This window comes from Myxococcus sp. MxC21-1 (assembly GCF_032612255.1).
GTDB classification, from domain to species: domain Bacteria; phylum Myxococcota; class Myxococcia; order Myxococcales; family Myxococcaceae; genus Myxococcus; species Myxococcus virescens.
Genome location: NZ_CP123278.1, coordinates 7,702,963 through 7,727,347 on the forward strand (window position 1 = coordinate 7,702,963; position 24,385 = coordinate 7,727,347).

22 protein-coding genes and 1 pseudogene are annotated in these 24,385 nt (G+C 68.4%); 14 read left to right on the forward strand and 9 right to left on the reverse strand.

What is annotated here, in order from left to right:
• The first annotated feature begins 13 nt into the window (after nucleotides 1–13).
• A complete protein-coding gene (locus tag QEG98_RS34355; RefSeq protein WP_316564311.1) occupies nucleotides 14–475 on the forward strand; it encodes a hypothetical protein in 462 nt (153 codons plus the stop codon).
• 58 nt (nucleotides 476–533) lie between these two features.
• On the opposite strand, the gene QEG98_RS34360 is transcribed toward QEG98_RS34355, so the two are convergent.
• Together QEG98_RS34360 and QEG98_RS34365 are read right to left on the reverse strand one after the other, a co-directional pair.
• Nucleotides 534–779 carry a hypothetical protein gene (locus QEG98_RS34360; protein WP_090493492.1) on the reverse strand — a complete coding sequence of 82 codons (246 nt, stop codon included), beginning with the start codon at nucleotides 777–779 and terminating at the stop codon, nucleotides 534–536.
• Between the two features lie 199 nt (nucleotides 780–978).
• Nucleotides 979–3,585 (reverse strand): MXAN_6230/SCO0854 family RING domain-containing protein, encoded by a 2,607-nt coding sequence (locus QEG98_RS34365; RefSeq protein WP_316564312.1) that lies wholly within the window; start codon nucleotides 3,583–3,585, stop codon nucleotides 979–981.
• A gap of 300 nt (nucleotides 3,586–3,885) precedes the next feature.
• Between QEG98_RS34365 and QEG98_RS34370 the strand changes: the two genes are divergently transcribed.
• Entirely contained in the window at nucleotides 3,886–5,493 is a 1,608-nt protein-coding gene (locus tag QEG98_RS34370) for a right-handed parallel beta-helix repeat-containing protein (protein WP_316564313.1), read from the forward strand.
• A 41-nt stretch (nucleotides 5,494–5,534) separates the two neighbouring features.
• On the opposite strand, the gene QEG98_RS34375 is transcribed toward QEG98_RS34370, so the two are convergent.
• From QEG98_RS34375 to QEG98_RS34385, 3 genes are read right to left on the reverse strand one after another with little or no spacing between them, the layout of a single operon-like run.
• The gene (locus tag QEG98_RS34375; RefSeq protein WP_316564314.1) at nucleotides 5,535–8,684 is read right to left on the reverse strand and encodes a hypothetical protein; all 3,150 of its coding nucleotides are present in this window, start codon (nucleotides 8,682–8,684) and stop codon (nucleotides 5,535–5,537) included.
• 12 nt (nucleotides 8,685–8,696) lie between these two features.
• Entirely contained in the window at nucleotides 8,697–9,659 is a 963-nt protein-coding gene (locus QEG98_RS34380) for a hypothetical protein (RefSeq protein ID WP_316564315.1), read from the reverse strand.
• Nucleotides 9,656–10,021 carry a hypothetical protein gene (locus tag QEG98_RS34385; protein WP_316564316.1) on the reverse strand — a complete coding sequence of 122 codons (366 nt, stop codon included), beginning with the start codon at nucleotides 10,019–10,021 and terminating at the stop codon, nucleotides 9,656–9,658. Before QEG98_RS34385 ends, QEG98_RS34380 begins: the two co-directional genes overlap by 4 nt.
• A gap of 140 nt (nucleotides 10,022–10,161) precedes the next feature.
• Here QEG98_RS34385 and QEG98_RS34390 point away from each other — a divergent pair, with 140 nt between their 5' ends.
• The gene (locus QEG98_RS34390; RefSeq protein ID WP_316564317.1) at nucleotides 10,162–11,091 is read left to right on the forward strand and encodes a fused MFS/spermidine synthase; all 930 of its coding nucleotides are present in this window, start codon (nucleotides 10,162–10,164) and stop codon (nucleotides 11,089–11,091) included.
• 85 nt (nucleotides 11,092–11,176) lie between these two features.
• Here the strand turns inward: QEG98_RS34390 and QEG98_RS34395 are convergent, their stop codons facing one another.
• Entirely contained in the window at nucleotides 11,177–11,653 is a 477-nt protein-coding gene (locus QEG98_RS34395; RefSeq protein WP_316564318.1) for a VOC family protein, read from the reverse strand.
• 34 nt (nucleotides 11,654–11,687) lie between these two features.
• Nucleotides 11,688–12,335 (reverse strand): TetR/AcrR family transcriptional regulator, encoded by a 648-nt coding sequence (locus QEG98_RS34400; protein WP_316564319.1) that lies wholly within the window; start codon nucleotides 12,333–12,335, stop codon nucleotides 11,688–11,690.
• Nucleotides 12,336–13,078: 743 nt separating this feature from the next.
• Here QEG98_RS34400 and QEG98_RS42420 point away from each other — a divergent pair.
• The 6 genes and pseudogenes from QEG98_RS42420 to QEG98_RS34415 all read left to right on the forward strand — a co-directional run bounded on the left by QEG98_RS42420 (nucleotide 13,079) and on the right by QEG98_RS34415 (nucleotide 18,857).
• Nucleotides 13,079–13,765, forward strand: a complete 687-nt coding sequence (locus tag QEG98_RS42420) for a hypothetical protein (RefSeq protein WP_410477880.1) — start codon at nucleotides 13,079–13,081, stop codon at nucleotides 13,763–13,765.
• 191 nt (nucleotides 13,766–13,956) lie between these two features.
• Nucleotides 13,957–14,904: pseudogene (locus tag QEG98_RS42425) on the forward strand (Kelch repeat-containing protein); the annotation flags it as partial.
• A gap of 350 nt (nucleotides 14,905–15,254) precedes the next feature.
• The gene (locus tag QEG98_RS42430) at nucleotides 15,255–15,626 is read left to right on the forward strand and encodes a hypothetical protein (protein ID WP_410478104.1); all 372 of its coding nucleotides are present in this window, start codon (nucleotides 15,255–15,257) and stop codon (nucleotides 15,624–15,626) included.
• The gene (locus tag QEG98_RS42435) at nucleotides 15,524–16,513 is read left to right on the forward strand and encodes an HYR domain-containing protein (RefSeq protein ID WP_410477881.1); all 990 of its coding nucleotides are present in this window, start codon (nucleotides 15,524–15,526) and stop codon (nucleotides 16,511–16,513) included. The genes QEG98_RS42430 and QEG98_RS42435 overlap by 103 nt, the downstream gene beginning before the upstream one ends.
• A gap of 24 nt (nucleotides 16,514–16,537) precedes the next feature.
• Nucleotides 16,538–18,106: an OmpA family protein gene (locus tag QEG98_RS34410; RefSeq protein ID WP_410477882.1), complete on the forward strand. Its 1,569-nt coding sequence runs from the start codon at nucleotides 16,538–16,540 to the stop codon at nucleotides 18,104–18,106.
• A 355-nt stretch (nucleotides 18,107–18,461) separates the two neighbouring features.
• The gene (locus QEG98_RS34415) at nucleotides 18,462–18,857 is read left to right on the forward strand and encodes a hypothetical protein (RefSeq protein ID WP_316564321.1); all 396 of its coding nucleotides are present in this window, start codon (nucleotides 18,462–18,464) and stop codon (nucleotides 18,855–18,857) included.
• On the opposite strand, the gene QEG98_RS34420 is transcribed toward QEG98_RS34415, so the two are convergent.
• Nucleotides 18,835–19,410 (reverse strand): TetR/AcrR family transcriptional regulator, encoded by a 576-nt coding sequence (locus QEG98_RS34420; RefSeq protein WP_244172135.1) that lies wholly within the window; start codon nucleotides 19,408–19,410, stop codon nucleotides 18,835–18,837. The genes QEG98_RS34415 and QEG98_RS34420 overlap by 23 nt on opposite strands.
• Nucleotides 19,411–19,478: 68 nt before the next feature.
• Between QEG98_RS34420 and QEG98_RS34425 the strand changes: the two genes are divergently transcribed.
• The 3 genes from QEG98_RS34425 (at nucleotide 19,479) to QEG98_RS34435 (ending at nucleotide 21,918) form a co-directional block, all read left to right on the forward strand.
• Entirely contained in the window at nucleotides 19,479–19,907 is a 429-nt protein-coding gene (locus QEG98_RS34425) for a VOC family protein (RefSeq protein WP_090493515.1), read from the forward strand.
• Nucleotides 19,908–20,633: 726 nt separating this feature from the next.
• The gene (locus QEG98_RS34430) at nucleotides 20,634–21,389 is read left to right on the forward strand and encodes a DUF6585 family protein (RefSeq protein ID WP_316564322.1); all 756 of its coding nucleotides are present in this window, start codon (nucleotides 20,634–20,636) and stop codon (nucleotides 21,387–21,389) included.
• Between the two features lie 28 nt (nucleotides 21,390–21,417).
• The gene (locus QEG98_RS34435) at nucleotides 21,418–21,918 is read left to right on the forward strand and encodes a hypothetical protein (protein WP_316564323.1); all 501 of its coding nucleotides are present in this window, start codon (nucleotides 21,418–21,420) and stop codon (nucleotides 21,916–21,918) included.
• A 110-nt stretch (nucleotides 21,919–22,028) separates the two neighbouring features.
• Here the strand turns inward: QEG98_RS34435 and QEG98_RS34440 are convergent, their stop codons facing one another.
• Nucleotides 22,029–22,295: a hypothetical protein gene (locus QEG98_RS34440; RefSeq protein ID WP_316564324.1), complete on the reverse strand. Its 267-nt coding sequence runs from the start codon at nucleotides 22,293–22,295 to the stop codon at nucleotides 22,029–22,031.
• Between the two features lie 87 nt (nucleotides 22,296–22,382).
• Here QEG98_RS34440 and QEG98_RS34445 point away from each other — a divergent pair, with 87 nt between their 5' ends.
• Complete coding sequence (locus tag QEG98_RS34445) at nucleotides 22,383–23,543, forward strand: MBL fold metallo-hydrolase (protein WP_316564325.1); 1,161 nt, start codon at nucleotides 22,383–22,385, stop codon at nucleotides 23,541–23,543.
• 132 nt (nucleotides 23,544–23,675) lie between these two features.
• Nucleotides 23,676–24,236, forward strand: coding sequence for a hypothetical protein (locus QEG98_RS34450; RefSeq protein WP_316564326.1), 561 nt, complete (start codon nucleotides 23,676–23,678; stop codon nucleotides 24,234–24,236).
• Nucleotides 24,237–24,385 lie beyond the last annotated feature (149 nt).

Below are 24,385 nucleotides of genomic sequence, written 5' to 3' on the forward strand. Positions count from 1 at the left end.
TAGAGTGCCGCGCATGCGCGGACACAGAAACTGGGCAGGCACGTCAGTGATTGCGGTGACGCTTTGGCTCGCTTGCGGCGTGGCGATGAGCGGCTGTGGAAGAGGCAAAGAGCGCGCTGCGCTCGCCACGAAGCTGGAGCAGCGCATCCGCTCCGCCGCGAAGACAGGAGAGGCCTTCCACCTGTCGGAGGTGACGGACTTCGACTGGGACACCCTCCGCGTCTTCACGCCCTATGTGGTCGCGGAGGAAGTCCGCCAATCGCTTGGCAACGACTGGTCCGGCGCGAGAGACATCTATGAATCGGAATGCCTGCTCGTCTTCGTGAAGGAAGGACGGGTCGTCATGGACCTCGAATACCCTCGGATGAAGGGGGACTTCTCGGCCATGAAGAAGTACCGCTTCTCGCGCGACGAGGCCCGGTTCGCCGCGCCCAAGGACGGCCGTCCCCTGACGCACGCCGTGGATTCGCCCTGAGCCACCGCGCGCAGCGGCGTGCCTCGGCCCGTGAGGAGAGGCACGCCCGCGGGCACCGCTAGGCTTTCACCCATTTGTCTTGAAGCACGTCCCAGCGCATCTCCTTGCCCTTGAGCGGCTCGGCCTGATTGCTCGCGAAGCTGCCCGTCTCTTGCACGTTCGTACAGCCAATGCTCTTCAGGTAGGCGACACAGTCCTTGGTGAACTGATTGGCCTGGTCGTGGTTGTGGGCACCCATGGCGCCATACATCTTCGAGCTGCCAGGACCGTCGTAAGTGAAGTTCTGCACGTAATACAAAGGCATGTCAGTCGCTCCCCTGAAGGCGTTGGTTGCCTTCACGATTATCGCACTTTCCGTCCTTCCTGTGAAAGTGCGCCTGGAGCAATGTCTCGGAGGGAGGAACCCCGCACCCGACGCGTCAGGGCTCCCACCTCCACCACCCAGGCGGCTACTGCCGGGCGACGCGCTTCCGCCGAGGTGACACGGGCGAACCTGGACCGGGCTATGCCTTCAGCGCGGACACCAAATCGCCCGCGGCCAGCCGTGAAACGGATTCCGCGGAGGTGTGGAGGAACCGCAGCGCATAGCCCTCGCTGCCGGCCGGGAGCGAGGGGCGGTCCGTCATCCCCGCGAAGAATGTGGGCGCCGAGCCAGGCGAGAAGGCGTGGGGGGTGGCATCCACTTCAAGGCCACGCAGCCTGCGCAGGAAGGCGGCGGTGTCCTCGTCCGAGCCCCGCTTCAGGACAGACACCGTGCCATCCCGGCGCCGGACCTGCACCGTGCGGCTGCGCGCGGCGGCGTGAAGGCAAGCCAGGTCCCAGAGCGTGGGGCGGGCGCCGGTTCCGAAGTAGGCCAGGGTGTCCTTTCCAAGGTTCGCGAGCTCGCCTCGCGAGCTGTGCACACTCTGGAAGCCATCCTCGGGAGGGACCTTCACATCCACCCAACGGAGCGTCTTCTCGACGAGGTCGATGACGAGCGGCACGGAGATCTTCCCGCTCCCCTGCAGGTCGAAGCGCTGCTCCACCGCGCGCGCATCGAAGTGGGGCCCGCCCTCCCCGTCCCGGACCATGAAGCCCGCGAACGCGTCCTCCATGCGGTCGAACGAGACGCTGTTGTAGGAGAACACCACCGGAATGGCGTAGCGCACGCCCTGCGCCAGCAGCCTCGGAGCATGGACATCCAGGAACTCGGCGCCACCCGTCGGCAGGGGCCCGGAGGTGACATCCCCCGAATGCACCGCGGCGTCGTCCGCCAGCCGCAGGTTCGTGAAGTCACACAGGTCCACCAACCACCAATCCTTGTCGTAGAAGGCCACCGACAAGTCCAGGTCCACCCGCGTCCCCTTGGGCTCCGTCCAGTGGACGAAGAAGCGCAACGTCTTCCCTTCCGGCAGCGGCAGCAGGCTCCCACGCGGAACCGCCACCAATGCCCGGGAGGCCGTCTTCTCCGCCAGCGGAACCATCAGGTCGGCCAGGGCCTCGTCGAGCACCGCTTGAGGGAAGGCCGGCAGGGCCTCCGCCCGGCGCAGCAGCTCCCGCTCCAGCGGCGCCACCAGCTGGCCAATGGCGTCGCCAGGGAGCAAGGGGCGCCGGTCCTCCATGCCCCAGGCGTGGGTGGCCTCGCCCTTGGGAAAGAACACGCGTTTGGCGAACGGCTTGTGCCGCTGACGCAGGTGCGCCGCCACGGTGAGCAGCAGCCCAGGCGCGCCCCGAGGCAGCACCGCCTCGAGCACCGCGAGCAGCTCCGGGTCGAGCGCGGCGGAGCTCGACCGGGCCACCGACAGGCGGCTCACATGGTCCAACCGGCGCAGCAGCTCACCGGGTCGCTGCCGCAGCAGCCGCAGTGCGCCGCGGACATCGCTCGCGTCCAGCGCCGCTTCGACGTGTGAGGCAAAGGAGCGGAAGCCAACGCGCACCCCTCCGTCGGCCTCCAGCCTGTGAAAGGCCGCTGGATGCTCGCTGGCCAGACTCAGCACGGATGCTCCGAACGGTGTCTCCGGCACCAACACCGTCTCACGCAAGACAGCGAACGCGAGCGCGACCTTCGGATGGCGCTGCCACTCCTCGAAGACATGCAGGAGCTTCGCCTGGGCCTTCCACAAGCCGGGGTGGCGCCGGAGGTCCTCGGTGAGGTTCAGCACGGAGAAGCCTTCCAGCATCCGCAGGACGGCGCGCCGTACCGGACGCGGAGGGCTCTTCAGTGGAATCTTGACGGTGAGGTCGGGGTTGCCGCCCGCCCATGCGACGAGTATCCGGAGCACATCCGTGGCGGTCTTCACGTATGCCGCGGCGCCGGCCAGCACGTCTCCCGCCGTGCGGGCATCCTGAAGCAGCAGGCCCATGACCTGCGCCAGCGTCTCCTTCACCGGGATGCTCGGAGGGAGCCACCCCAGGATGCGCACCCCCGTGGCGGAGACGAGCATCTTCAGTAACATCACCTCGGAGGGGTGCAGCACCGTGGACCGGGACACCAGGCGCCGCATGACCTCCCTCCCCGTGGCATCCGGGTCGGTCCCCAGGGACAGCCGCGTCAGCCGGTTGGCGGCCAGTGCATACACGCGCTCGGCGGCCTCGAGCGCCGTGGGCTTGAGGAACGGCTCGGACGGAGACAAGCGACGGTGACAGATGGGACACGCGCTGTAGTCGCTTCCGTCGTAGCACCGCTCGCAGACCAGGTGGGCGCACGGCGACAGCGCACGCACCGTGCCCTGCGCGCCGCAGTGGATGCACGGCTGTTCCGGCGACTGGAACAGCCAGCCCAGCATCCGCTGCACGTACAACTGCCGGGTGTCGTGCGGGACGCTCTCGGGGAAGTTCCGGAACAATGGAACGAAGGGCCGGTTGGAGCCCCGAAGCGCCGCGCAGTTGTCGTAGATGAAGCGGCCGGAAGCCGCCATGACCTCGGTGGGCAGCGCGAGCAGCGCCTCCCGGAGCGCGCCGTCCAGCGTGTAGCCCACCCCCGCGAGGTCTGCCTCCAGGGCATCCATGCCCTGCTCCCGCTCCTGCGAGTCACCGCTGGGAGCAAGTCCTGAGGGGAGGAAGACAAGCCCCAGGGTCCGGAGCAGCAGCGCGGCGGTACCGCCCATCACGTCGAGCGAAGGGGAGCCCATGGTGACTCCAGACGAGAGGAAAAAACGGGGCGGAGAGCGGATCCGCTACCTCAGGAGTGAGAAGGAAGCACACCCAGGGCCGCCCCGTGGGGAACCCTACCAGGGCCCGGCGGGGCGCCGCTACCGTTGCAGCACGCGGTTGTCCCCCCTACGCGGGCCTGCCCTCGCGACTCAGCGCGCCCGCCTGCCTGAGCCTGGCGAGCGCTCCGCCTACAAACTTCCCGGTGCGCTTCACCCGTGTCCTCGAGGAGCGTCAGCCCTCGTGGACCTGGACCGGGAGGAGCCGTCAGACTGCGAGACATGAACCTCTCGCGAGCCGCCCTTCTCGTCCTGCTCCAGCCGCTGGCCGTCCAGGCCGCGGAGTACCGCGTAGGCCCCGACCAGCAGTACACCCGCCTGGGTGACGTGCCCTGGGAGTCCCTCGAGCCCGGAGACACCGTCTTCGTCCACGCACGGCCCACGCCCTACGCGGAGAAGTGGGTCCTGGGCCGCAGGGGCACTGCCGCCGCGCCCATCACCGTGCGCGGCGTGAAGGACGCGCAGGGCAACCTGCCCGTCATCGTCGGCGAGAACGCCACCACGCGCTCGCAGCTCAACTATTGGGGTGAGGAGCGCGGCATCCTGAAGATTGGTGGCTCCAACCGGCCCGCGGACACGATGCCCGCGCACCTGGTGGTGGAGAACCTCCACCTGCGCCGGGCACGTGGCGCCTTCACCGGCCGCAATGGCGCGTCCACCTACCTGGACAACGCCGCCGCCATCTTCATCGAGAAGGGCGAACACATCACCATCCGGGGCTGCGTGCTCGAGGACAGCGGCAACGGCCTGTTCATCGCCAACCAGGCGTCGAATGTCACCGTCGAGCACAGCCACATCCTGGGCAACGGCAACACCGGCAGCATCCTCGAGCACAACGCGTACACCGAAGCGCTGGGCATCACCTACCAGTTCAACCGCTTCGGTCCGCTCTGCACCGGCTGTCTGGGCAACAACCTGAAGGACCGCTCGGCGGGCAGTCTCATCCGGTACAACTGGATTGAGGGAGGTAACCGGCAGCTCGACCTGGTGGACTCGTCCAGCGGCACGCTGCGCGCGGCGCCGTCGTATGCGCGGACCTTCGTCTACGGCAACGTCCTGCTGGAGCCCGAGGGCGCGGGCAACCGGCAAATCGTCCACTTCGGTGGCGACTCCGGCAACACGGCCAACTACCGGGGCACGCTCTACTTCTTCCACAACACCGTGGTGTCCAGCCGCACGGACCGGACCACGTTGTTGCGGCTGTCGCACCAGAACCAGACGGCGCACGTGATGAACAACGTGATGCTGGTGGCCGCGGCCCATGGCAACACGCTGTCCCTCACGGACGAGGCGGGCACGCTCCGACATGGCGGCAACTGGTACAAGCCCGGCTACGTGAGCACCTTCGGCACGCTCACGGGCGCCGTGGTGGATGCGGGGGGGAATCTCACCGGAACCGACCCCGGGTTCATCAACCTCGCCGGACAGGACTTCCGCCTGGCCGCTGCCTCCGCCCTGCGAAGTCAGGCGGTGGCACTCCCCGCCGAGACCCGTAGCGAGCCCGTCACCTGGCAGTACGTGAAACACACCGCGGGTGAGCCGCGCGCCCAGGTGAGCCCGGCCCACATCGGCGCGTATGGGGATGCCTCCGAGCCAGGGACCGAGACACCGGACGCGGGCACGGGCACCGAGCCCGACGCGGGAACAGGCACGCCCACGGACGCGGGCACGGACACACCCACGGATGCGGGCACGACGCCGCAGCAGCCAGACGACACCGAGAATTCGGGTGGCTGCACAGCCGCTGGAGCCAGCTTCGCGGGCCCACTGGCGTTCGCGATTCTCGGCATCCTGGGACGCCGGAGGAGAAACCCGGCGCGAGGCCAGTAGGTCCATCGGGAGCCTCGAAGTTCGAGGCTCCCACCACGGCCTCAAAAGACGTCGGGACGCGGAAGGACTTGCGCGGAATAGACGAGCACGTGTCCCCCTTCGTCGAAGAAAGCCGGGTCGTGGCTGGAATTCACCTGGGTGGGGCCACCCACCGTGGCGATGGACCGCCCCATGGAGACCAGCGGCGCGTTGCATCGCTGAGGGAGCGCGGGAGTGTGCTTGGAGCAGGTCGTCCCCACCCTGTAGGACTCAGGACATGGCGCGGGTGGGCCACCGCAGGTGGAGCAAGGCAGGCCCACGGGGAATTCCTTGCTGCATTTCAGACACCAGTTGAAGCCAAGCGGAGGAGGCGCGGGGGGATAGGGGTGTGCGAGGCAGGGCATGGTATTGGTACAGCCGACCACCCCACACTGCCACCTTTGCCAGGCGTAGCCGCACAGATGCCGCGCCTCGGTCGGACCGTGAGTCGGGCAGTCCCCGGGCGCGCTCCGCGTCTTGTTACAGCCGACGCACCACCGCAATTCCTTGTCCTGGGTGCAAAGGCCCGGCACGGTCGCGTGCATGGCCGGATGGTCATCGCAGGAGTAAGCGCCATCCGTCACGCGTGCCACCGATGCGCACCGCTGACCATCGACGTTGAACACCAGGCCGGGCTGCGGGCCCCCAATCCAGGTGCACAGCTTCCCACGACCAATGGACATGCCGAACGACGGGATGAGCTGGACCTGCACCCGAGGGTCACCAGCCACGGCGCCAGGGGCTGCGGCCCGAAGGGGGAACGGGGCTGTTCCCCCATGATAGAAAAGGTCCAGGCGGTTCATGGCGTGGTCCAGGCAGACCTCCAGGCCCAGGGTGACGCCATCCACCGTGACCACTGAGCCGCCTCCGTCGCCCGACAGGTTGATTTCCGACCCGACGCGGTTCGGCCGGTTCAACCAGGTGGCGCCCAGCCCCACCCGGTTGGGGCTCGCCGCCGGTACGTCCGTGGAGCCTTCCGTGGGAAGCGCCAGCCTGTCCGTGCCGCCATGGATCTCGATACGCCGGCCCAAGCCCGTCGCGTCGAACCAGGCATTGGCATTGTGGGAGTTGGGTCCCACGAAATCGATGGCGGAGACGTACTCCTTGTAGACGGCGGCCCCTTTCAACCCCTGGCTGAGCAGGGGGGCTGGCCAGCCCTTCTGGACCATGACGACGTTGAAGACTTCCGTCGACCTGGGCTCGACGAGCTCCGCCGACCCGCTGGCGAAGCCCACCTTCTTGTTCGCCAGCGTGAGGCGGTACCGGCCCGCCCCCAGCGGCACACACCCCTTGATGTCGTCCTCTTCAGACCCCGTGCGCAGCTTCCACGGCGCAGCAGGCGCGGCGCCCGATGACGGAATGAAGATGCGAGAGCACACCCTGGAGTTGACCACGACCTCCGTGCAGGCTCCCGTCTGGTCAACGGTGTCAATCCAAGCCACGGGTTCGGACAAGACGATAGGGCCTGGAACAAGGCCGCTCTTGCCGTCCACGGTGAGCTGGTACTCGCCGGGCGTGAGCGTCGTCGCGACGGCCTTGAGTGAGTGGTTCTGCCCAATCCCACGCACCTTCCAGGTCGTTTCGGGAGGGCGCGAAAGCGCGACCTTGAGGACGTCATCCACGCCGGACGTATTGGCCTCGAGGAGGACCGCGTGGACCTGCCCCTCCCCGCCATGCGTGAGGGGCGTCCCGGTGGGCGCCCCCGTCACCGCATCCAACTCCTCGTGCGGGAGATAGCCGATGGCGCTGCCAAACACGAAGAGCCAGTCTGCATACTCCGGCTTGTCCGTCTCCTGCCGGAGTTGCCGCGTGACGTCCCAGAGCTTCTCGACCGGATATCCACCGTCCTTTCCTCGGAAGTAGAACTCCGGGGCCATGAACAACTTGAGGACGTTCTCCTCGGGACGGATGTGGCCATCCGCCGCCGCGAGTCGAATGGCATCCTTCATCACATCGCAGCGCGTCTGGATGTCGACGTCCGGGTCCGCGTCGCCCAGGTAGTCGATTCCGGGGCCAGGCACGCGAGGCTTCGTCCCCGGCTTGACGTTGAAGGCAATGAACTGCACCTGCGCATAGTCGAAGGCACGGACCTGGGTGGGCATCACGGCCAGCGCGAGGCCCAGCGGTTCGTCTTCGTCACTGTGCGCCTGGAGCTGCACCCGGTAGGGCAACTGGTCGCGGCGAATCGCGGCCTTGTCCCACGTCTTCCGCGCATCCTTCAGGAACTCGTAGCGCATCCGGGTCCGGAGCTGCTGCTCGTCCAGGGGCGCGAAGAACACCACGTTGTCGTCCTTGTCCCAGACGACGAGCTGCCCCCGCTTGAGCTTGCCGTGGTCGCCTTGCAGCTCCCACGAGACACTCAGCGTGTCCTCGTCGAGCTCGGGGTCCGCGCCCTTGACGGGCTTCCAGCGTGGAGCGAAAGGCGTCAGGAGGATTTTCGCCGCGTTGTCCCGGTCATCCTTGTAGTACCGCACCAGCACGTCATAGGGCGCGCAGCCGTGGTGGATGAAGGTCCCCGTGCCCTCCCGCTTCAGCACGCCCTGCGTGGCCTCGCTCTCCCCTTTCCAGTCCGGGAGCTTCTGGGCCACGGCGGGCGGCCGCCTGTCAGCGACCTCATAGCATTTGCGCCGGCGAAACAAGTGCGTGGAGCCCCCCTCCGTCGCATCCGTGTCGCAGGCCACCTGCCCGCCCTGAGGCGAAAGCGAGTGATACCCATGGGCGTGGACCTCGAAGTCCACCTTGTCGGCACTGGAGGCGACACCTTCCAGCACGTACTCCGCTTCGCAGGTGCCGGAGGAAGGCAGGAACCACCGGGTGAGCTTGCGGATGGACACCGCCGGAGCAGGAAACCGGCGTCGCACCTGCACGGTGTGCGCCGTGTCCAGGGCGAGCGGCGCGTCGGGCTTCCACGGCTCGGGTTTGTGAATGAAGGGCTTCGGTCCCAGCGCGGGGTCGAGCAGCGACGCGAGCGGGTCCGTCTCCGGCCTGGCGCAACCCACGAGTTCGATCAGCGCGCGGTTGATTTCCGCCGGGACGAGGGTGCCCCAATTGTAGAGGGCCACGTCGTTCAACCGTCCGGTGAGCCCGTTCGTGTCGAGCAACTCACCCAGTGTCTGCCGGTGCGTCACATCAATCTTGTTGGAATCCGACCGGCGGGCGAAGACAGGAGGCATGGACGCCCTCCGTTACGGGTTCAAGGCCATGAACTCGAAGACTTCGGGGGCGCCGTCGTCCTCGAGTTCGAGTGCGTCGAGCGTCAACGCGGTCTGAGGTCCATTCACCAGGGGAATGTCCTCACTGACGCCCTGGTCGAGCACCCACTGCCTTGGCGAGGCACTCGGCGGCCATTGGACGGTGACGTGCGGCCGGTCGATGGGCGCCGTCGTCCCATCAGGCCGCTGGAGCTGGACGGCGAGCTTGAGCTGTCCCAGTTGCTGGACCTGGAAGTGGAATTGAGACCGGCCCGCGGGGATGTCCAGCACAGGTGCGGCGTCCAGCAACTGGCCCGTGGCGGAATAGAGCTGGAACTTGCCGCCTCCCGCGAAGCGCAGGGCGAGCGGATAGGGCCCGGGCACCAGCGGTTCCCCGCTCCATCCCACCAGGCCCGAGGTCCCCGTGGCCTGAGCCAGGGGATGGGCATCCCCCAGCGTGAGCTCCACGCCGCTGACACCCGCGGCATCGTGCTTCCATCGCAGCAGGAACTCGGGGCGCGCCCCCACTTCGACTGGGACCAGGCACACCGGGCAGGTGTTCAAGATGACCGGCTGCTCCCGGGCCCCTGGATTCAGGAGCAGGTCGTCCACCGCCGAGAGGCCATCCACCGTGACGGTGTAGGCCCCCGCATCCAAGGGCAGGAACCGAGCCACGCCATCGTCTTGCGTCGCGGCCGTCATGTCATTCACGGCGTAGCGCAGGACGCGGCCCTTGGGCTGCATGGCCTTGTTGCGGTGCGGATCGTACACGGGAGGGATGAGCCGGATGGCACGTCCCGACAGCGACACCTGGACCTGCCCCAGCATCTCCTGGGTGTCTGCCCGATAGACGAGCACCAACAGCCCCGTCTGGTGCTGGATACAGGGAAGAGTCGAAGTCCCCACGACGGTCGACGCGGTCTTCTCTGCGGCCTTCAGGGCGGCGTCGAGATTCATCCATTCCCCTCGCGCGCCCGAGCCAGCTCCAAGCGCGCATAGATGAGATTGAGCTTCTCGGAAGCCGGCCGCTGAGCATCCGTGAGCAGGTCTCCCATCCAGCGGGTGGCTGGCGCCTTCTCGAACCCGGGCCCGAATTCGATGAACAAGAAGACGTACAACGTCACCTCACGGGCATCCGTGATGCCGTGACGCTCGGCATGGGCGATGCCATCCTCCACCGCGCCGCGCAGGGCCCTCGCATCCTGGAGCCGCGCGTCTCCCGGAAACACCGAGGGCAGGCTTTGGAGCGTCTCCGCGATGAAGCGCTCGCGCCCTTGCGCGTTCATGAAAGCCATCTGCTCCGGACGGATTCTCAGCATGGCGGGCACGGAGGCTATCAACAGCCCCAAACAAGGAATAGAAGCAATCGAAGTAAAATCAATGCCCTTGGAATGCCACTTCACGCTCGACACATCCTTCCCCTGCGCCGAGTAGCCCGTATGCTCGGGGCGTGAGGTGGATGCGTCAGGCAGGACAAGCGTGGGACCCGGGGCCCTGGAGGACGGCACTCGCCAGTTCCGCCCGGTGGCAGACGAAGGAGCCTTCACGAGCGAGGCAGCGCCACCGAGGCGTCCTGGCCCTGGCGCGCGTCTCCCGCGCCTTCGAGTTTCCCCGCACGATTCTGCACGTCGCGAAGTCCGCCAGTGGCCCCATCATCGTCAGTGAGGACGACGAGGGCCGCCGCTACCTCCAGTTCGGGTGGATTGGCGCCTTCCAGAGCGCGATGTGGCCGGGCTTCCCGCTGCGCCTGGAGCTGGACTACACGCGAGCGGTGGCGGCGACGCTGGCCTTCGTGCCCGAGCCCTCGCGCCTGCTCGTCGTGGGCCTGGGAGGCGGCACCATTCCCACCTTCCTCCGCGCGGTGCTCCCGCACGCGCACATCGACGCGGTGGAAATCCAGCCCCAGGTGCTGGACTTGGCCCGGCGCTACTTCGACTTCCACGAGGACGAGGCCCTGCACGCCCATCTCACGGACGGACGGCGTTTCATCGAATCACCCGGGGCGCCGTATGACGTCATCATCCTGGATGCCTACGGCACGCGAAGCATCCCGCCGGCGCTGGCGACGCAGGAGTTCCTGCGGGCCACGCAGGCGAGGCTGACGCCGGACGGGGTGGTGGTGGGCAACGTGCTCCGGAAGTCAGGCAAGCCCGGCTCGCTGATGGACCCGCTGTGGCAGGCCAGCTTCCCGCAGCTCTATGCCTTCAACGTGCAGGCGTCGGACAACCGCATCCTCGTGGGGCTGCCCCATGCGCGCAGGCTCCTCCGTGCGGGATTGCTGGCACGCGCCGGGCAGCTCGCGCGCGAATGGGGCGTGCCCTTCAACCTCCGCGCACGGGTGGCCCGCCGCGTGAGCGTCAGGCGCAACCCTGCGAACAGCCACGGCTGACGCGCAGGTGTCGACTGACGTCGAGTTGAAAGCGGCCCCCTGCCCCATACGGACAGAGGGCGGCACCACCGTGCCGTCGGGCAACCTACTGGTCCGCACCGTCGTACGCGCGCTGCAAGCCCCGGATGTCGAGCTTCACCATGCCCAGCATGGCTTCCATCACCCGGCGCGCCTTCTCCGGGTCCTTGTCATTCAACATCTTCCCCAGCACGGACGGGACGATTTGCCAGGACAGGCCGAAGCGGTCCTTGAGCCAGCCACACTGCTGTGTCTGGCCTCCGCCCTCCAGGAGCTTCGACCACAGCTCATCCACCTCTTCCTGCGTCTGACAGTCCACGAACAGGGAGATGGCCTCGGTGAACTTGTAGTGAGGCCCGCCGTTCAGCGCCATGAACTGCTGTCCATGAAGCTGGAACGTGCCAGAGACGACCGGCGCGGTGTCCGAGTCCCCAGCGCGGTTGAGGCTGAGAATCTTCGCGTCCTTCTTGAAGACGGACACGTAGAACTTCATGGCTTCTTCCGCGTTGCCGTCGAACCACAGGAAGGGTGTGATCTTCTGCATGATGCGGTCTCCTCTGTTCAGGATGCGCCCGGCGTCAGGCGCGCTTGGATTGCTTGGACTTTGATTTCACCGGCGACTCGAAGAGCCCATCCAGGTACGTGCGCATCTGGCGCAGGTTCTCAAGGACCATTTCGGGCCGCTGCCGCGTCTTGCCCACCAGCATCGAGCCCTGCCACGTGCTGTAGAGCATCCAGGCCACGGCGTCGGGGTCGAAGCCCACGCGCGGCGGATGCAGCCGCTTCGCCTCCGTGAGCAGCCCCGCCACCGCGCCGACCCAGGCCTCCATGTGGCCTTCACCCGCCTGGCGCACGGTGGCGTTCGACAGCGCCAGCTCCTGGGACAGCATGCCCACCATGCACGTGAGCATCCCGCCGTGCTGGCGGGCCAGGTCGCTCATGACGTCCAGCAGCCGGTGCAGCTTCTCCAGCGGGTCCACGCCGGGCTCGTCCCAGGCCTCGGCGTACAGCCCCATGCCCATCTCCGCGAAGGCGGCCATCGCGGCGAGGCCCATCGCCTCCTTCGACTCGAAGTGGTGGAAGAAGCTGCCCTTGGTCAGCCCGGCCTCGGCGCAAATCTGGTCCACCGTCGTCGCCGAAAACCCCTGACGCATCATCAGGTGCGTCGCGGCCGCGATGAGCTGACGCCGCGTCTCGGGGGCGTCACGCCTTCGTCGGGTGGGCATCTGGTTCATACAGACTGGTTGGTATGTATTGAATCCACACCCACCCCGTCAAGCGACAGGGGGAACGGAAGCTTCCAGCGCCGTGAGCCAGGAGACGCACAGAACGCACAACGGAGACACGGTCGACATTGCCCATCCGCCCCCGCAGCGGATAAGCCGTTGAAAATGACTCACAGCGTCGGGTTCACGGCTCGCGCCGTCCCGCCGCTCCTTTCGAACCGGAGTTCCTGGATGCAGTCACATCGCGCGGTCTGGAGCAGGCGCCTGATACTCGTGGGGAGCGTCATCCTCCTGTCATGCGGGAAGGAGGGATTGACGCCTCCGGGTGACGACGCGCTGGCCGCCGCACGAGGCCAGGCCCTGTCCCAGTGGAAGCAGGCCCCTTCCGCCCCCACCGCCCTGGCGCTGGCGCTGGCCTACTTCCCCGACCTTGAAACGGGTCCGGCCCCTTCAGCGCCCTCGGCCCGGCTGCTCGAGGCGCAGCTCGGGAATGACGGAGGGCTGACGCTGACCACGCGCGGGCTGACCTTCCAGGTCCAGCCGGCGGCCGCCCCCCGGGCACGCTCCACCGCGAGCGCTTCGCCGCGTTCCAGGGCGAGCGGCACCTCTGGTGGCCCGCGGGAAGCACGCAGACCACCCCACAGGGCTGGCGCACCTCGCGGGTCGAGGAGGCGTGGATTCTGGACGAGGTACCAGAGGCGCGCGGTGGCAAGCCAACGCACCGCGCCGAGTACACCGTCACGTTGCCGGCCTCCGTCCGGCACATCCAGGACACGGGCGACTACCTCCAGTTCCTGGATGAAAGCGCGCGCCCCGTGCTCCGCTTCCATCCCGCCGTGGTGCGAGACGCCAACGGCCACTCGCGCGCGGGCAGCACGCGGCTCGCGGGTGGGCGCATGAATCCGCGCACCCAGGTGTTCGACGTGGACGGCGCGCAGGTCCGCATCACGACCGAGGTCTCGCTCGCCGGGCTCACCGCGCCGCTCGTCGTCGACCCTGGCTGGTCCTCCACCGCCACCATGGCGGAGGCCCGCGCTCAGCACGCCGGCCTCCTGCTCGGCACCGGCCAGTTGCTGGTCGTCGGCGGCGTCAACCGCCTGGGCTTCGTGGCTTCGTCCGAACGCTACGACCCCGACACCGACACCTGGAGCGCGGCGGCCGCCGCCGGGATTTCAGGCAACGTCACCATTTCCGCGCGCCTCTCCGATGGGCGCGCGCTCGTGCTGACGGACGGCTCCACGTCGGGGCGCATCTACGACCCTGCGACGGACACCTGGTCGGCCACGGGCCCCATGGCCGCGCCCCGCCCCTGGCCACCCTCACGCGGCTCGACTCCGGTCAACTCCTCATCGCGGGCGGCAGCAATCTCGCGACCGCCGAACTGTACGACCCCGCGAGCAACACGTTCCTCCCCACCGGCAGCCTCCTGAGGGTCCGGCAAGCCCACACCGCCACGCTGCTGCCCGACGGCCGGGTGCTCGCGGTGAGCGGCTTCAACAACGAGGACCACGAAGTCCCGGGCGCCGACCTCTACGACCCGGTGGCGGGAACATGGACCGCCGCCGCGGCGCCCCTGGTCCCAAGGCACTACGCCACCGCCACCCTGCTTCCCGATGGCCGCGTGCTGCTCGCGGGTGGACGCACCGCGACCGGTGTCACCACGCATGCGGAGCTCTACGACCCGGCGGCCAACACGTGGACGGCCACGGGCGCCCTGAACTTCCCGCGCAACAGCCATACCGCCTCACTGCTGCCCGACGGCCGGGTGCTCGTCATGGGCGGCTCCAACGCCGCGCGAGATGCCCAACCGGTCTCCGAGCTCTACGACCCCGCCACCGGCACGTGGACCCTCGCGGGCGCCATGGCGATTGGCCGGGAGAACAGCACGACGACCCTGCTCCCCTCCGGCAAGGTGCTCACCACCGGAGGCGTCCACTCCATTCCGTCACTCACGTACTACGCGGACACGGAGGTCTATGACCCTGGCGTCCAGGGCTGGGCCGCGGCGGGAGCCCTGGGCGGTCCTCGCATTGACCCGCTGATGGCGCTGCTGCCCACGAACCGCGTCCTCGTGGCGGGTGGCCGTGACGGTGCGGGCACCGCGCTGGCGTCCGCCTCGCTGTATGACCGGGCGACGAACGCCTGGTCCGCGGCCGCGGGCCTCTCCACCGCGCGAGCGGATGCCACGGCGACGACGCTGGCCTCGGGCGAGCTGCTCGTCGTGGGTGGCACGAACGCAGGCGGCACGCTGAACACGGCAGAGCGCTATACGCCGGCCACGAACACCTGGAGCCCCGCGGCGTCACTCACCCGCGCGAGACACCTGCACACCGCGACGCGCCTGCCGGATGGTCGGGTGCTCGTCGTCGGTGGCCAGGACGGCGCGGACGTGCTCGCCTCCGCGGAGCTGTACGACCCGGGCACCCAGGCGTGGACCGCCGCGGCGTCCGCGGCCGGGGCGCGCACCGCGCACGCCGCCGCCCTGCTGCCCGATGGACGGGTGCTCATCGCGGGAGGACGTGACGCGGGTGGAGCCGCCCTCGCGTCGGCGGAGGTGTACGACCCCGCCACCAACACCTGGGCGCCCATCGCCGGCCTCCCCCAGGGACGCGAGCGCTTCACGCTGACGCTGCTGTCCTCTGGAGAGCTCCTGGCGGCGGGCGGCGCCGCGGGAGGCGTGGCGCTCGCCACCACGGAGCGGTACTCGGCCGCCGCGAACACCTGGACGCCGGACAGCCCGCTGACGCAAGCGCGCTGGCGCCACACCGCCACCCTGATGCCGTCCGGTACGCTCCTGGTCGCCGGAGGCCTGAGCGCGCCAGACACCTACGTGGCCTCGGCCGAAACCTACGGAGCCCCTCGCGGACCTGGACACCGGTCATCGCGCCCGACGTGCGGGGTGGGGCCGTTGCCGTTGCCTTGCCCACGGGCGAGGTCCTGCTCGCGGGTGGCACGGCCGCCACCACGGCCCAGCGCTACGAGGACGTCCTCGCGCCTCCCGCCTGGCGTCCGGTCGTCTCCGCGCCGGAGACGCTGTACCAGACCTGCCCCACCGTCATCGAAGGCCAGGGCTTCCGGGGCATCTCGGGCGCGTCCAGCGGCAGCTACCTGGACTCGCCAACGGACTTCCCCCTGGTGCGCCTGCGCGCCGCCGAGGAGGGCGGCTCTGGACGCTTCCCGCCACGGACATGTCCACCACGCGTGCGACGGTACGGGTGCCCGCGGAGGCGCCGCCGGGCCCGTATGCCCTGTCCGTCTTCGCCAACGCCATTCCGGGTGGACGCATGGTGATGGTGCGCGCCAACACCGCGCCCACCGCGGACGCCGTGCGCATCGCCACGATGACCGGCGTCCCGCTGGACATCACGCTCACCGCGACCGACCCGGACGCGGACCAGACGTTGACGTGGACCATCGTCACGCCGCCCCAGCATGGAACGCTGAGCGGCACGCCGCCGAACCTCCAGTACACGCCCAACCCGGGCTACGTGGGCGCCGACAGCTTCACCTACCGCGTCAGTGACTGCGGCCTGGACAGCAACGAGCCCTCGGTGGACATCGCGGTGGAGGCCACCCAACCCCTGGCCATCACCTGCCCCGAGGACACCGTCATCGAGGCAACAGGGCCTGACGGCGCTCCAGGCAACTGGCCCCCCGCCACCGTGACGCCCGGAGCGGGCGGACCCGCCACGCTCACCTATTCACCGGCGGAGGGCAGCACGCTGCCGCTGGGGACCACGACCGTCACCGCCACCGCGGAGGACGCCTCTGGCACGCAAGTCACATGCACCTTCCAGGTCGAGGTGCGGGACACCACCCCGCCCGCGCTGACGTGCCCCGCCGACATCCGGACGACCTCCGATGATGCGTCGGGAACGACGGTGACCTTCGAGTTGCCCGAGGCCACGGACGGCGTCTCGACGCCCTCCGTCACGTCCTCGCCGGCATCGGGGAGCACCTTCCGGCACGGCAACAACACCGTCACCGTCACCGCCACGGACGCCGCGGGCAATGAAGCCCGCTGCACGTTCCAGGTCACCGTCCAGGCAACGGTCGTCTCCATCGCCGGAGGCGGCTGCCAGGCCGCTGGCGGTGGCGCTGCCTCGTCGCTGGCCCTCCTGGTGGCTCTGGCATCGTGGAGCGGACTGCGTCGCCGCTCGCGTCACGCCTCGCACTGACCCGTACGTCACCCTCTTTCGCGAATGGACTTCACCTTGCGTACACAGGCTCGGAGCTGGGCGCTGGCCGCGCTCATCTCCTCAATCGCGCCCAATGCCCTGGCACAAAGCACCACGGGCGCGCTCGTCCCCATCGACCTGGAGCGGCTTCGCTTCACCCCCGCCGCCACGGACTCAATGCTCGTGGACACAGGCCACGTGCTCCCCCAGGGCGCCTACCGGCTGATGCTCATGGCCGGGTATGAGCGCGGCATCCTCCTGCTCAAGGGCAGCGATGGCCAGGAGCGCTCCATCCTCGACTACCGCGTCTCCGGTTGGCTCGCGGGCGCCTGGTCTCCCACCGACCGACTGGAGCTGTCCGCGCGGCTGCCCGTCATCATCCACCAGGGCGGCAAAGGCGCGGACACGCTGGTCGGCATCTCCGCGCCGGACGCGTTCGGCCTCGGCACGCCAGAGCTGGGCGCCCGCTACGCGCTGCTGCGGCGCGAGGACGGCGCCCCCGTCTTCCTCAGCCTGGGCCTGGACGTGGGCACGCCCGGCGGCACCGCGGATGCCTTTGGCCGGCAACAGGGCTGGGCGGGCCTCCAGGTCGCGCCCCGGGTCGCGGTGAGCCGGGAGCTGGGCCCCGTCGTGCTCGGCGCCAGCGCGGGCGTGCGCATCCGCTCCACGGAGAACGAGCCCGGACGCGACTTCGGCACCGAGTTGGAGCAAGGCGTCGTCGTGTCCACGCGCGGCAAGGGCCTGCGCGGCGAAATCGCGCTGCAAGCCGCGGAGTCACTGGTGGAGCCGGACCTCGCGCTGGAGCTGCTGGGCGGCGTGCGGCTGCCCGTGGGCGGCGGCTTCGAGGCCTTCGCCATCGCCGGACATGGCTTCACGGACATCCCGGGCACGCCGTCCATCCGCGCGGCCGCGGGCATCGCCTGGGCCCATCAGCCGCCCGCCCGGGAAGACGTGTGCCGGAGCGGCCGGAGTCACACGCCGGAGCAGTGCCCCGCGCTGGATGACGACGGCGACACGGTTCCCAACGGGCAGGACCGCTGCCCGCTCGAAGCCGGCCCGCCAGAGAACGACGGCTGCCCGGACACCGACGCGGATGGCGACGGCGTCGTGGACCGCGAGGACGCATGCCCGAACGAGGCCGGTGTCGCCGCCCACCGTGGCTGCCCTGAACCCAAGCAGGAGCCCACGCCACCGCCGCCCGCTCCCGAGCCCGCGCCCCAGGCGCCCCCCACCGAAGCGCCGACGCGGCTGCCGACCGAGCACCACGTTCAGTTCCCGGTGGGTCAGTCGACGCTCTCCGACTCGGAGCGTCGGAACCTGGATGCCATCGCGGACTACCTGAAGGCCAACCCGGGCGTGTCCCTGCGCATCGAAGGACACACGGACAACACCGGCCCCGAGGAGCTCAATCGCACACTGAGCCAGGACCGCGCGGACGCAGTGCGGCAATATCTCATCCAGCAAGGTGTTGAGAGTTCGCGTCTGACTGCGAAGGGCTACGGCCCCGCCCAACCCATTGCGTCCAATGATACGCCCGAGGGACGGAGCGCCAACCGCCGCGTGGAGTTCATCACCAACACTGCTGGTGAATGAAAACACGACTTATCGCGGAAGCCTAACGGCGCACGGATGGAGCTAAATCCGTGCGTCAGCAGGCAAGTCGAGACTTCACCTGGGAATCTCTCATACAAGAAACACCTGAATAAGGTTTCAGCACCTGACTATAACGCCCCCCCTGAGCTCAACGAGGGGCGTGCTGGAGAACGTGGAGCTTGGCGGCTGACGTTCCAGAAAGTGACACGGCGGGTTCAGGCGCAATGCCTGGACCCGCTGTGCCGCCTGAAACGCCCGCGTGCCGCATCCGTCAACCGGCGGGCCGGGTTGATTCGCATTGCGTGACGGAGCATCGTCCGCGGCCATGAGTTCGAGCGAACAACCTCAGACAGTCATGGCCCTGGCCGAAATCTTCGTTCCGCTGGCCGTGGGCATCCTCCAGGGCATCCTGGTGATGAAGTTCGTCAAGCCGCTGCTCATGGAACGGCTGGGCGGGCTCGCCGGCCTGGTCCGCTCCCGGGCCAACACCTTCTTCGGCATCATCCAGATGTCCCTGCTCCTGGGCGTGGTGGCGGCCTGCAACGCCGCCTACGCGCCGCAGACGCTCGCCTGGCTCCAGGAACGCGACATCCTCCCCTTCGAGCCCACGCTGCTCGTGCTGCGCATCTCCGTCATCGTGGCCTCCTATCTGATCGGCACCAACCTGGTCCATCTGGCCTCGGCCCTGTCGGACGACACGGAGCCGAACACGCTGGAGCCGCTGCCGCTCAACGACCGGCGCCAGCGGTGACGCGCTCGATGAGCGCGAGCATCGCCGCGCGGTAAGCCTTCGCATCGCCGCCGGTGCTGATGGCCAGGGCCGCGCGGTCGAAGGCGGCGGACAGCAGGCTGGCGAGCGCCGGCACCAGCGGCCCGTCTCCCAGCAAGGCGGCGAGCCCTTCTCGCAGCGAGCCCGCGGCGGAGGCCTCGTCGAGTGCCATCATCTCCGCATGGCCGAACACCGCCGGCCCATCCACGAGGAGCAGGCGCGTGCGGCCCGGGACGGCCATCGCGTCGAGGTAGGCCAGGCTTCCAGCGATGAGCGCCTCCCGCGCGCCCAGAGCCGGCGGCGTCGCCTGGTCGATGGCCCTGCGCAGCTCAGCGAATTCCCGCTCGAGCACCGCCCGCAGCAGCGCCTGCTTGTCCTCGAAGTGGTGGTAGAGCGCCCCGCGCGTCACGGCGGCGGCGGCCACCACCTCCGGCGTCGACGTCTGCGCGTACCCCTTCTCCACGAACAGCGCCCGGCTCGCGCTCACGAGCGCCTGCCGCGTCGTCGCGCTGCGCTCATCGTTGCTTCTTCGCACCCTCGATTGCATACATGCAGCCTGTATGTTACCTCAGCGAAAGACAAGCCCGAAGGAGAGCGGAGCCCATGAAAATCACGAGTTACTACCCGGTCATCATGACGAACGACGTCGCAGGTACGGCGGCGTTCTACACGGCGCACTTCGGCTTCAGCCCGCGCTTCACCAGCGACTGGTACGTCCACCTCCAGTCGGACGATGCAGAGCATGTCGCGCTGGCCATCCTCGACGGCCGGCACGAAACGGTGCCGGCGGTGGCCCGGGGCACGGTGGCGGGGACCATCCTGAACTTCGAAGTGGAAGACCCGGACGCCGTCTACCGGGACCTGCAGGCGGCCGGCCTTCCCATCCACCTCCCGCTGAGGGACGAAGCCTTCGGCCAGCGGCACTTCATCACCGCGGACCCCAACGGGGTGCTCATCGATGTCATCAAGCCCATTCCGCCGAGCGAGGACTTCGCGAAGCAGTACGAGGCCAGCGCGCTTCCCGTCGGGTGACGGCCGGGGCCGGAAGCCACCCGCGTAGAGGGGGCGGCCATTCTTGCCCACCGCCAGCAGCTCCTGGTCCGTGCCCAGCCGCAGGCTGTAGACGCGCATTTTGAGCCAATCGCTCTCACATCCCAGACAAAGACTTTCAAAATACGCTCACAAACTCGCGCCAACCCGTTCCGCACGCGCCAGCACCACCTCTTCGCGCTCAGGCGCCAAAGCCCATCCTGCTCGCCAGTGGTGGAGGAGACTTCACCGAAGCGGGGCCGAGCCATCGGCGTCCAGGTCCCCAAGGGCCTCGGCGTTCCCGTCCCCGTACCTGCCTGCTCGTCCCCCCAATCCTGTTCACGGAGGTGGGAGTGGCCGGGTTCGCCTTGACGAGTCGCACGGCCTGACGGGTACGCCCCACGGCCAGCGGCATCCGCTTCGACCAGACGCTCACCGCCCGCATCGACGCAGGCCTGGACACCACGCGCGGCGGAGGGCGCCGTGCCACCTGATGCCCCCGCTCCGCCATGCATCAGGCACGACAGACACGGAAAGACTGTGTTTCACGCAACCTCATCCAATGACTTCTCACGACTTGAGAACGCCGAATTATTTCTCGAATTCGCCGCACCTGAGCAACCCCGAAACATCACACGGCGTATGAGACATCGGTAAAATGCGCCACGCTGGCTTCACCCTGAGCGCAGTGGCGAATCTCATCGAAAAGACACACGCGATTGTTTATAGATGCGTGCACTTTTCGACACGGCTCCGGAGTCTTCACTGAAGCGCTCGCACACCCGGGAATTCCCCACGCACGTCCTGTACTGGCTCGCCGCTGGCTTCGCCCTGATTTACGTGGTGGCGGCAGCGTTTCTCTCGTTCGGCAAGATTTACCTGCTCCCGCAGGACTTCATCAAAGGGCTCCTCCGCTACAACGCCGCGCCCATCGTCCTGCTGGCGGGCATCCCCTGCGGCCTCTATTTCATCTTCTGGCGGGCCAGCGACTTGTTCGCATGGCTGGCCGCGCCGCCGAAGCTGGTGGTGGATGAAGAGAGCCTGCGCGCGGGTGACACGCGCATCGCCTGGCGGAACGTGAGCGCCATCATCACGGTGCAGAACCACGACCGGCTCGTCCTGCGCCACCGCGGGGGCTCCTACCGGCTGAGGCTGAACCTGTGGAGCGACGCGGACGAGTTGTACGCCCACGTAACGGACCATGTCGTCGATGCGCTGATTGACGGCGTGCACCGGCAGGTCAACGCAGGCAAGGCGGTGCAGTTCGGGCCCCTCACGCTCAGTGGCGCCGGGCTGACACACAAGAAGCGGCTGATGCGCTGGGACGACATCGAGAGCATCCGCTTCCAGGACGAGTTCGGCGACGGCGTCTCCACCCGCGAACTGATCATCGCCGCCCAGGGCAAGCCGCTCAAGATTGACGAGGCCCGCATCGTCAACGCGCCCGTCCTCCTGGCCTACCTGTCGCAACGGCTGGCCACCTGACTCCCTTTCCCCTCACAGGTCACACGTCATGGAAATCTACAGTTCCTCGCAGAACAAGCAGAAGACGCTGAAGCCGCGCGAGGTCTACTACTCGCGCACGAAGCTCATCATCGGTGTGGTCATCTGGACGGTGGCCTCGGGCCTCTGTGGCATCCTCACCTTCCGGCTGGCGAACAGTCCCGGCGTGATGGCGCTCTGCGGGGCGGTCAACCTCTGCATGGTCTGGATGCTCTACGGCTGCATCAGGCCGCTGGGCAACCTGGACAAGCCCGCGCTGATTATCGGTCGGGACGGCATCCGCTTCGAGGATGGCCTGCTGATTGAATGGGCCGACATGACCGAGAATACCTATTACAGCCAGTCCTACATGGGCATCCCCACGCTCAAGATGATTCAAATCAAGACCACGCTGGACAAGCCCAAGACGAAGAAGATGCGGGTGGCGGCGCTCGACATCGACAGCGACGAATACCTGGAGCTCTGCGACACCTACAGCAAGCGCGCAGCGCTGGCCCCCGCACGGGCGTAGCGAGAAACCTGGCACCGCGCCGGCATGAAGGCTGGCACGGCGCCACGTCGGAACGCCCCTGGGGAGAGACCGGGGGCGCCCGGCCAGCGGTAGCAGGGTGACGCCCCTCCTCAACCCGTGAAGCGCTCGACGAGCAACGCCAGCCGCTGACGCAACACCCGCGTCGTGGGCAGGTCGGACTGGAGCGCGTCGACGGCCAGCATGAACACCTCGGCGAGCGGCCGCGACTCCAGAACGGCCTGCGTGTACTTGAGCCAGCGTCGGCGGTGTCTCGCCTCCACCTCCGGCAACAGCCGCTCGCAGGCGGTGTAGAACTCGGAGGCCATGGGCGCCCCGGCCATCATCTCCCACGGCTCCAGGAGGGTGATTTCGTACACCTGGAGCAGTTTGTCGCCCGCGGCGCCCGGCCGCGAAGATGTCCTCCTTGTTCTTGAACTTCATCACGACGAGCGCGGGTGGACGGCATGACGTGGCGCAGAAGGCTGGCGTATGCGGCAATGGGAACGGCGGCGCTGCTGGCCCTGCTGCTGACGGTGGTCGCCATCCAGGCCTGGCCGGCGCTGGGTCAGGCCGCGGACGGCGCGCGGCGGGCACGCATGGAGCGCTCGCCCCAGTGGCAGGACGGGCACTTCGACAACCCGCAGCCCCTGCGCAACGACACCTGGGGCTCCATCGCGAGCATGTTCAGCGCCAGCCCCGACGTGAGCCCTGCCCAGGGAGCGCTGCCCTCGGTGACGCTGGACAGGAGCGCGTTCGGCGCGCCACCCGCCACCGGCCTTCGCGTCACATGGTTCGGGCACTCGACATCGCTCGTGGAGCTGGACGGCCAGCGGATTCTCATCGACCCGGTGTGGAGTGAGCGCGCGTCGCCCCTGAGCTGGATAGGACCGCGCCGCTGGTACGCCCCGCCCCTGGCGCTGACGGAGCTGCCCGCCGTCGACGCGGTCGCCATCTCCCATGACCACTACGACCACCTGGACCATCACACGCTGTTGGCGATGAAGGACTGGGACACCTCCTTCATCGTGCCGCTCGGCGTCGGCGCACACCTGGTGGGCTGGGGTATCCCCGAGTCGCGCATCATCGAGCTCGACTGGTGGGAGCGTGCGCGCGTGGGAGCGCTGGAGGTCGTCTGCACCCCCGCCCGGCATGCCTCGGGCCGAACGGGCATCGACAAGGACGCGACGCTGTGGGCAGGCTTCGCGTTCCTGGGCCCCAAGCACCGCGTGTACTACTCGGGCGACACGGGCCTGTTCCCCGCCATGAAGGACATTGGCGAGCGGCTGGGGCCCTTCGACCTGACGATGATTGAGGTGGGCCAGTACCACAGCGCGTGGCCCGACTGGCACATCGGCCCCGAGCAGGCCGTCACCGCGCACCAGTGGGTTCGGGGGCGCGTGTTGCTGCCGGTACACTGGGGCCTGTTCACCCTCGCGCTCCACGGGTGGACGGAGCCCATTGAACGCGTGCTCGCGGCGGGCGAGGCCACGGGCGTGAGCGTCATCGTCCCGAAGCCGGGTGAGCGTGTCGAACCCGGTGCGCCGTCCTCCCTCGAACGCTGGTGGCCCTCGCTGCCATGGAACACGGCGGCGCAGGACCCCATCGTCTCCACCCAGTTGGACTGACGTCCCTGGCCCGAACTGCCTGAGCGCCGCCGCCCGCCCGCCTGTCCTCCAGGGTGACGCCTGCCCGCCCTCCCGGTCCAGGTGCCCTTCCCCGCGCCAGGAAGCACCTTGAGCGCGGGAGGCAGAGAGCGGATGAACAGACGACTCGCTTCGTTTTTCCGAAGAGACCCGACAGAAGTCCAGGGCGCGTATTACCTGCTCAAGGGCCTGTTGCCCTGGCTCCAGTCGAAGCGGGTCACCCGGCTCACCGGGCCCATCCGCGAAGGCTGGCTGATGATGACGGTGGGCGGACTCGCCGGCACGATGGGCGCGACGCTCCTGTCCGCGCACCGCCATGGCCGCGTCACACCGGAGCTCAGGAAGCTGGGCATCTGGAGCGCTCTCACGCTCCTGGTGGTCGACGTCTCCACGTACGCCACGAACCGGAAGCGGCGCTCCGCCGTCTTCCTGGCCGACGCGGCCGTCCAGGCCGCGTTGCTCGCGGCGCAGTGCCGCGCGCACAGCCGCATGCCGGTGGTCATCGACGCACGCGCCTCCAGCCTTCGCGACCCCTCGCGGTACGGCGCGGGCGAGCACGGACGGTGGAACATCCTCCCTGGCGAGTCACGCGACGCGGCGGGCAATCGCGACATCGTCGCCGAAGGCTCCATGTCTTCGTTTCCCGCCAGCGACCCGCCTTCCTACATGGGTTGACCGCTTCGCCGCTGGGTCTCCCGGAGCGGCCGGTGTAAACCGGGGAGCGTGAACGAAAGCTGGGAGCGGCGCTTCCGCCGAGAGGTCAAAGAGATGGACGCCGCCCTGCGTGGCGTCCTGTCCCGGACACAGTCTGACGAAGAACTCCG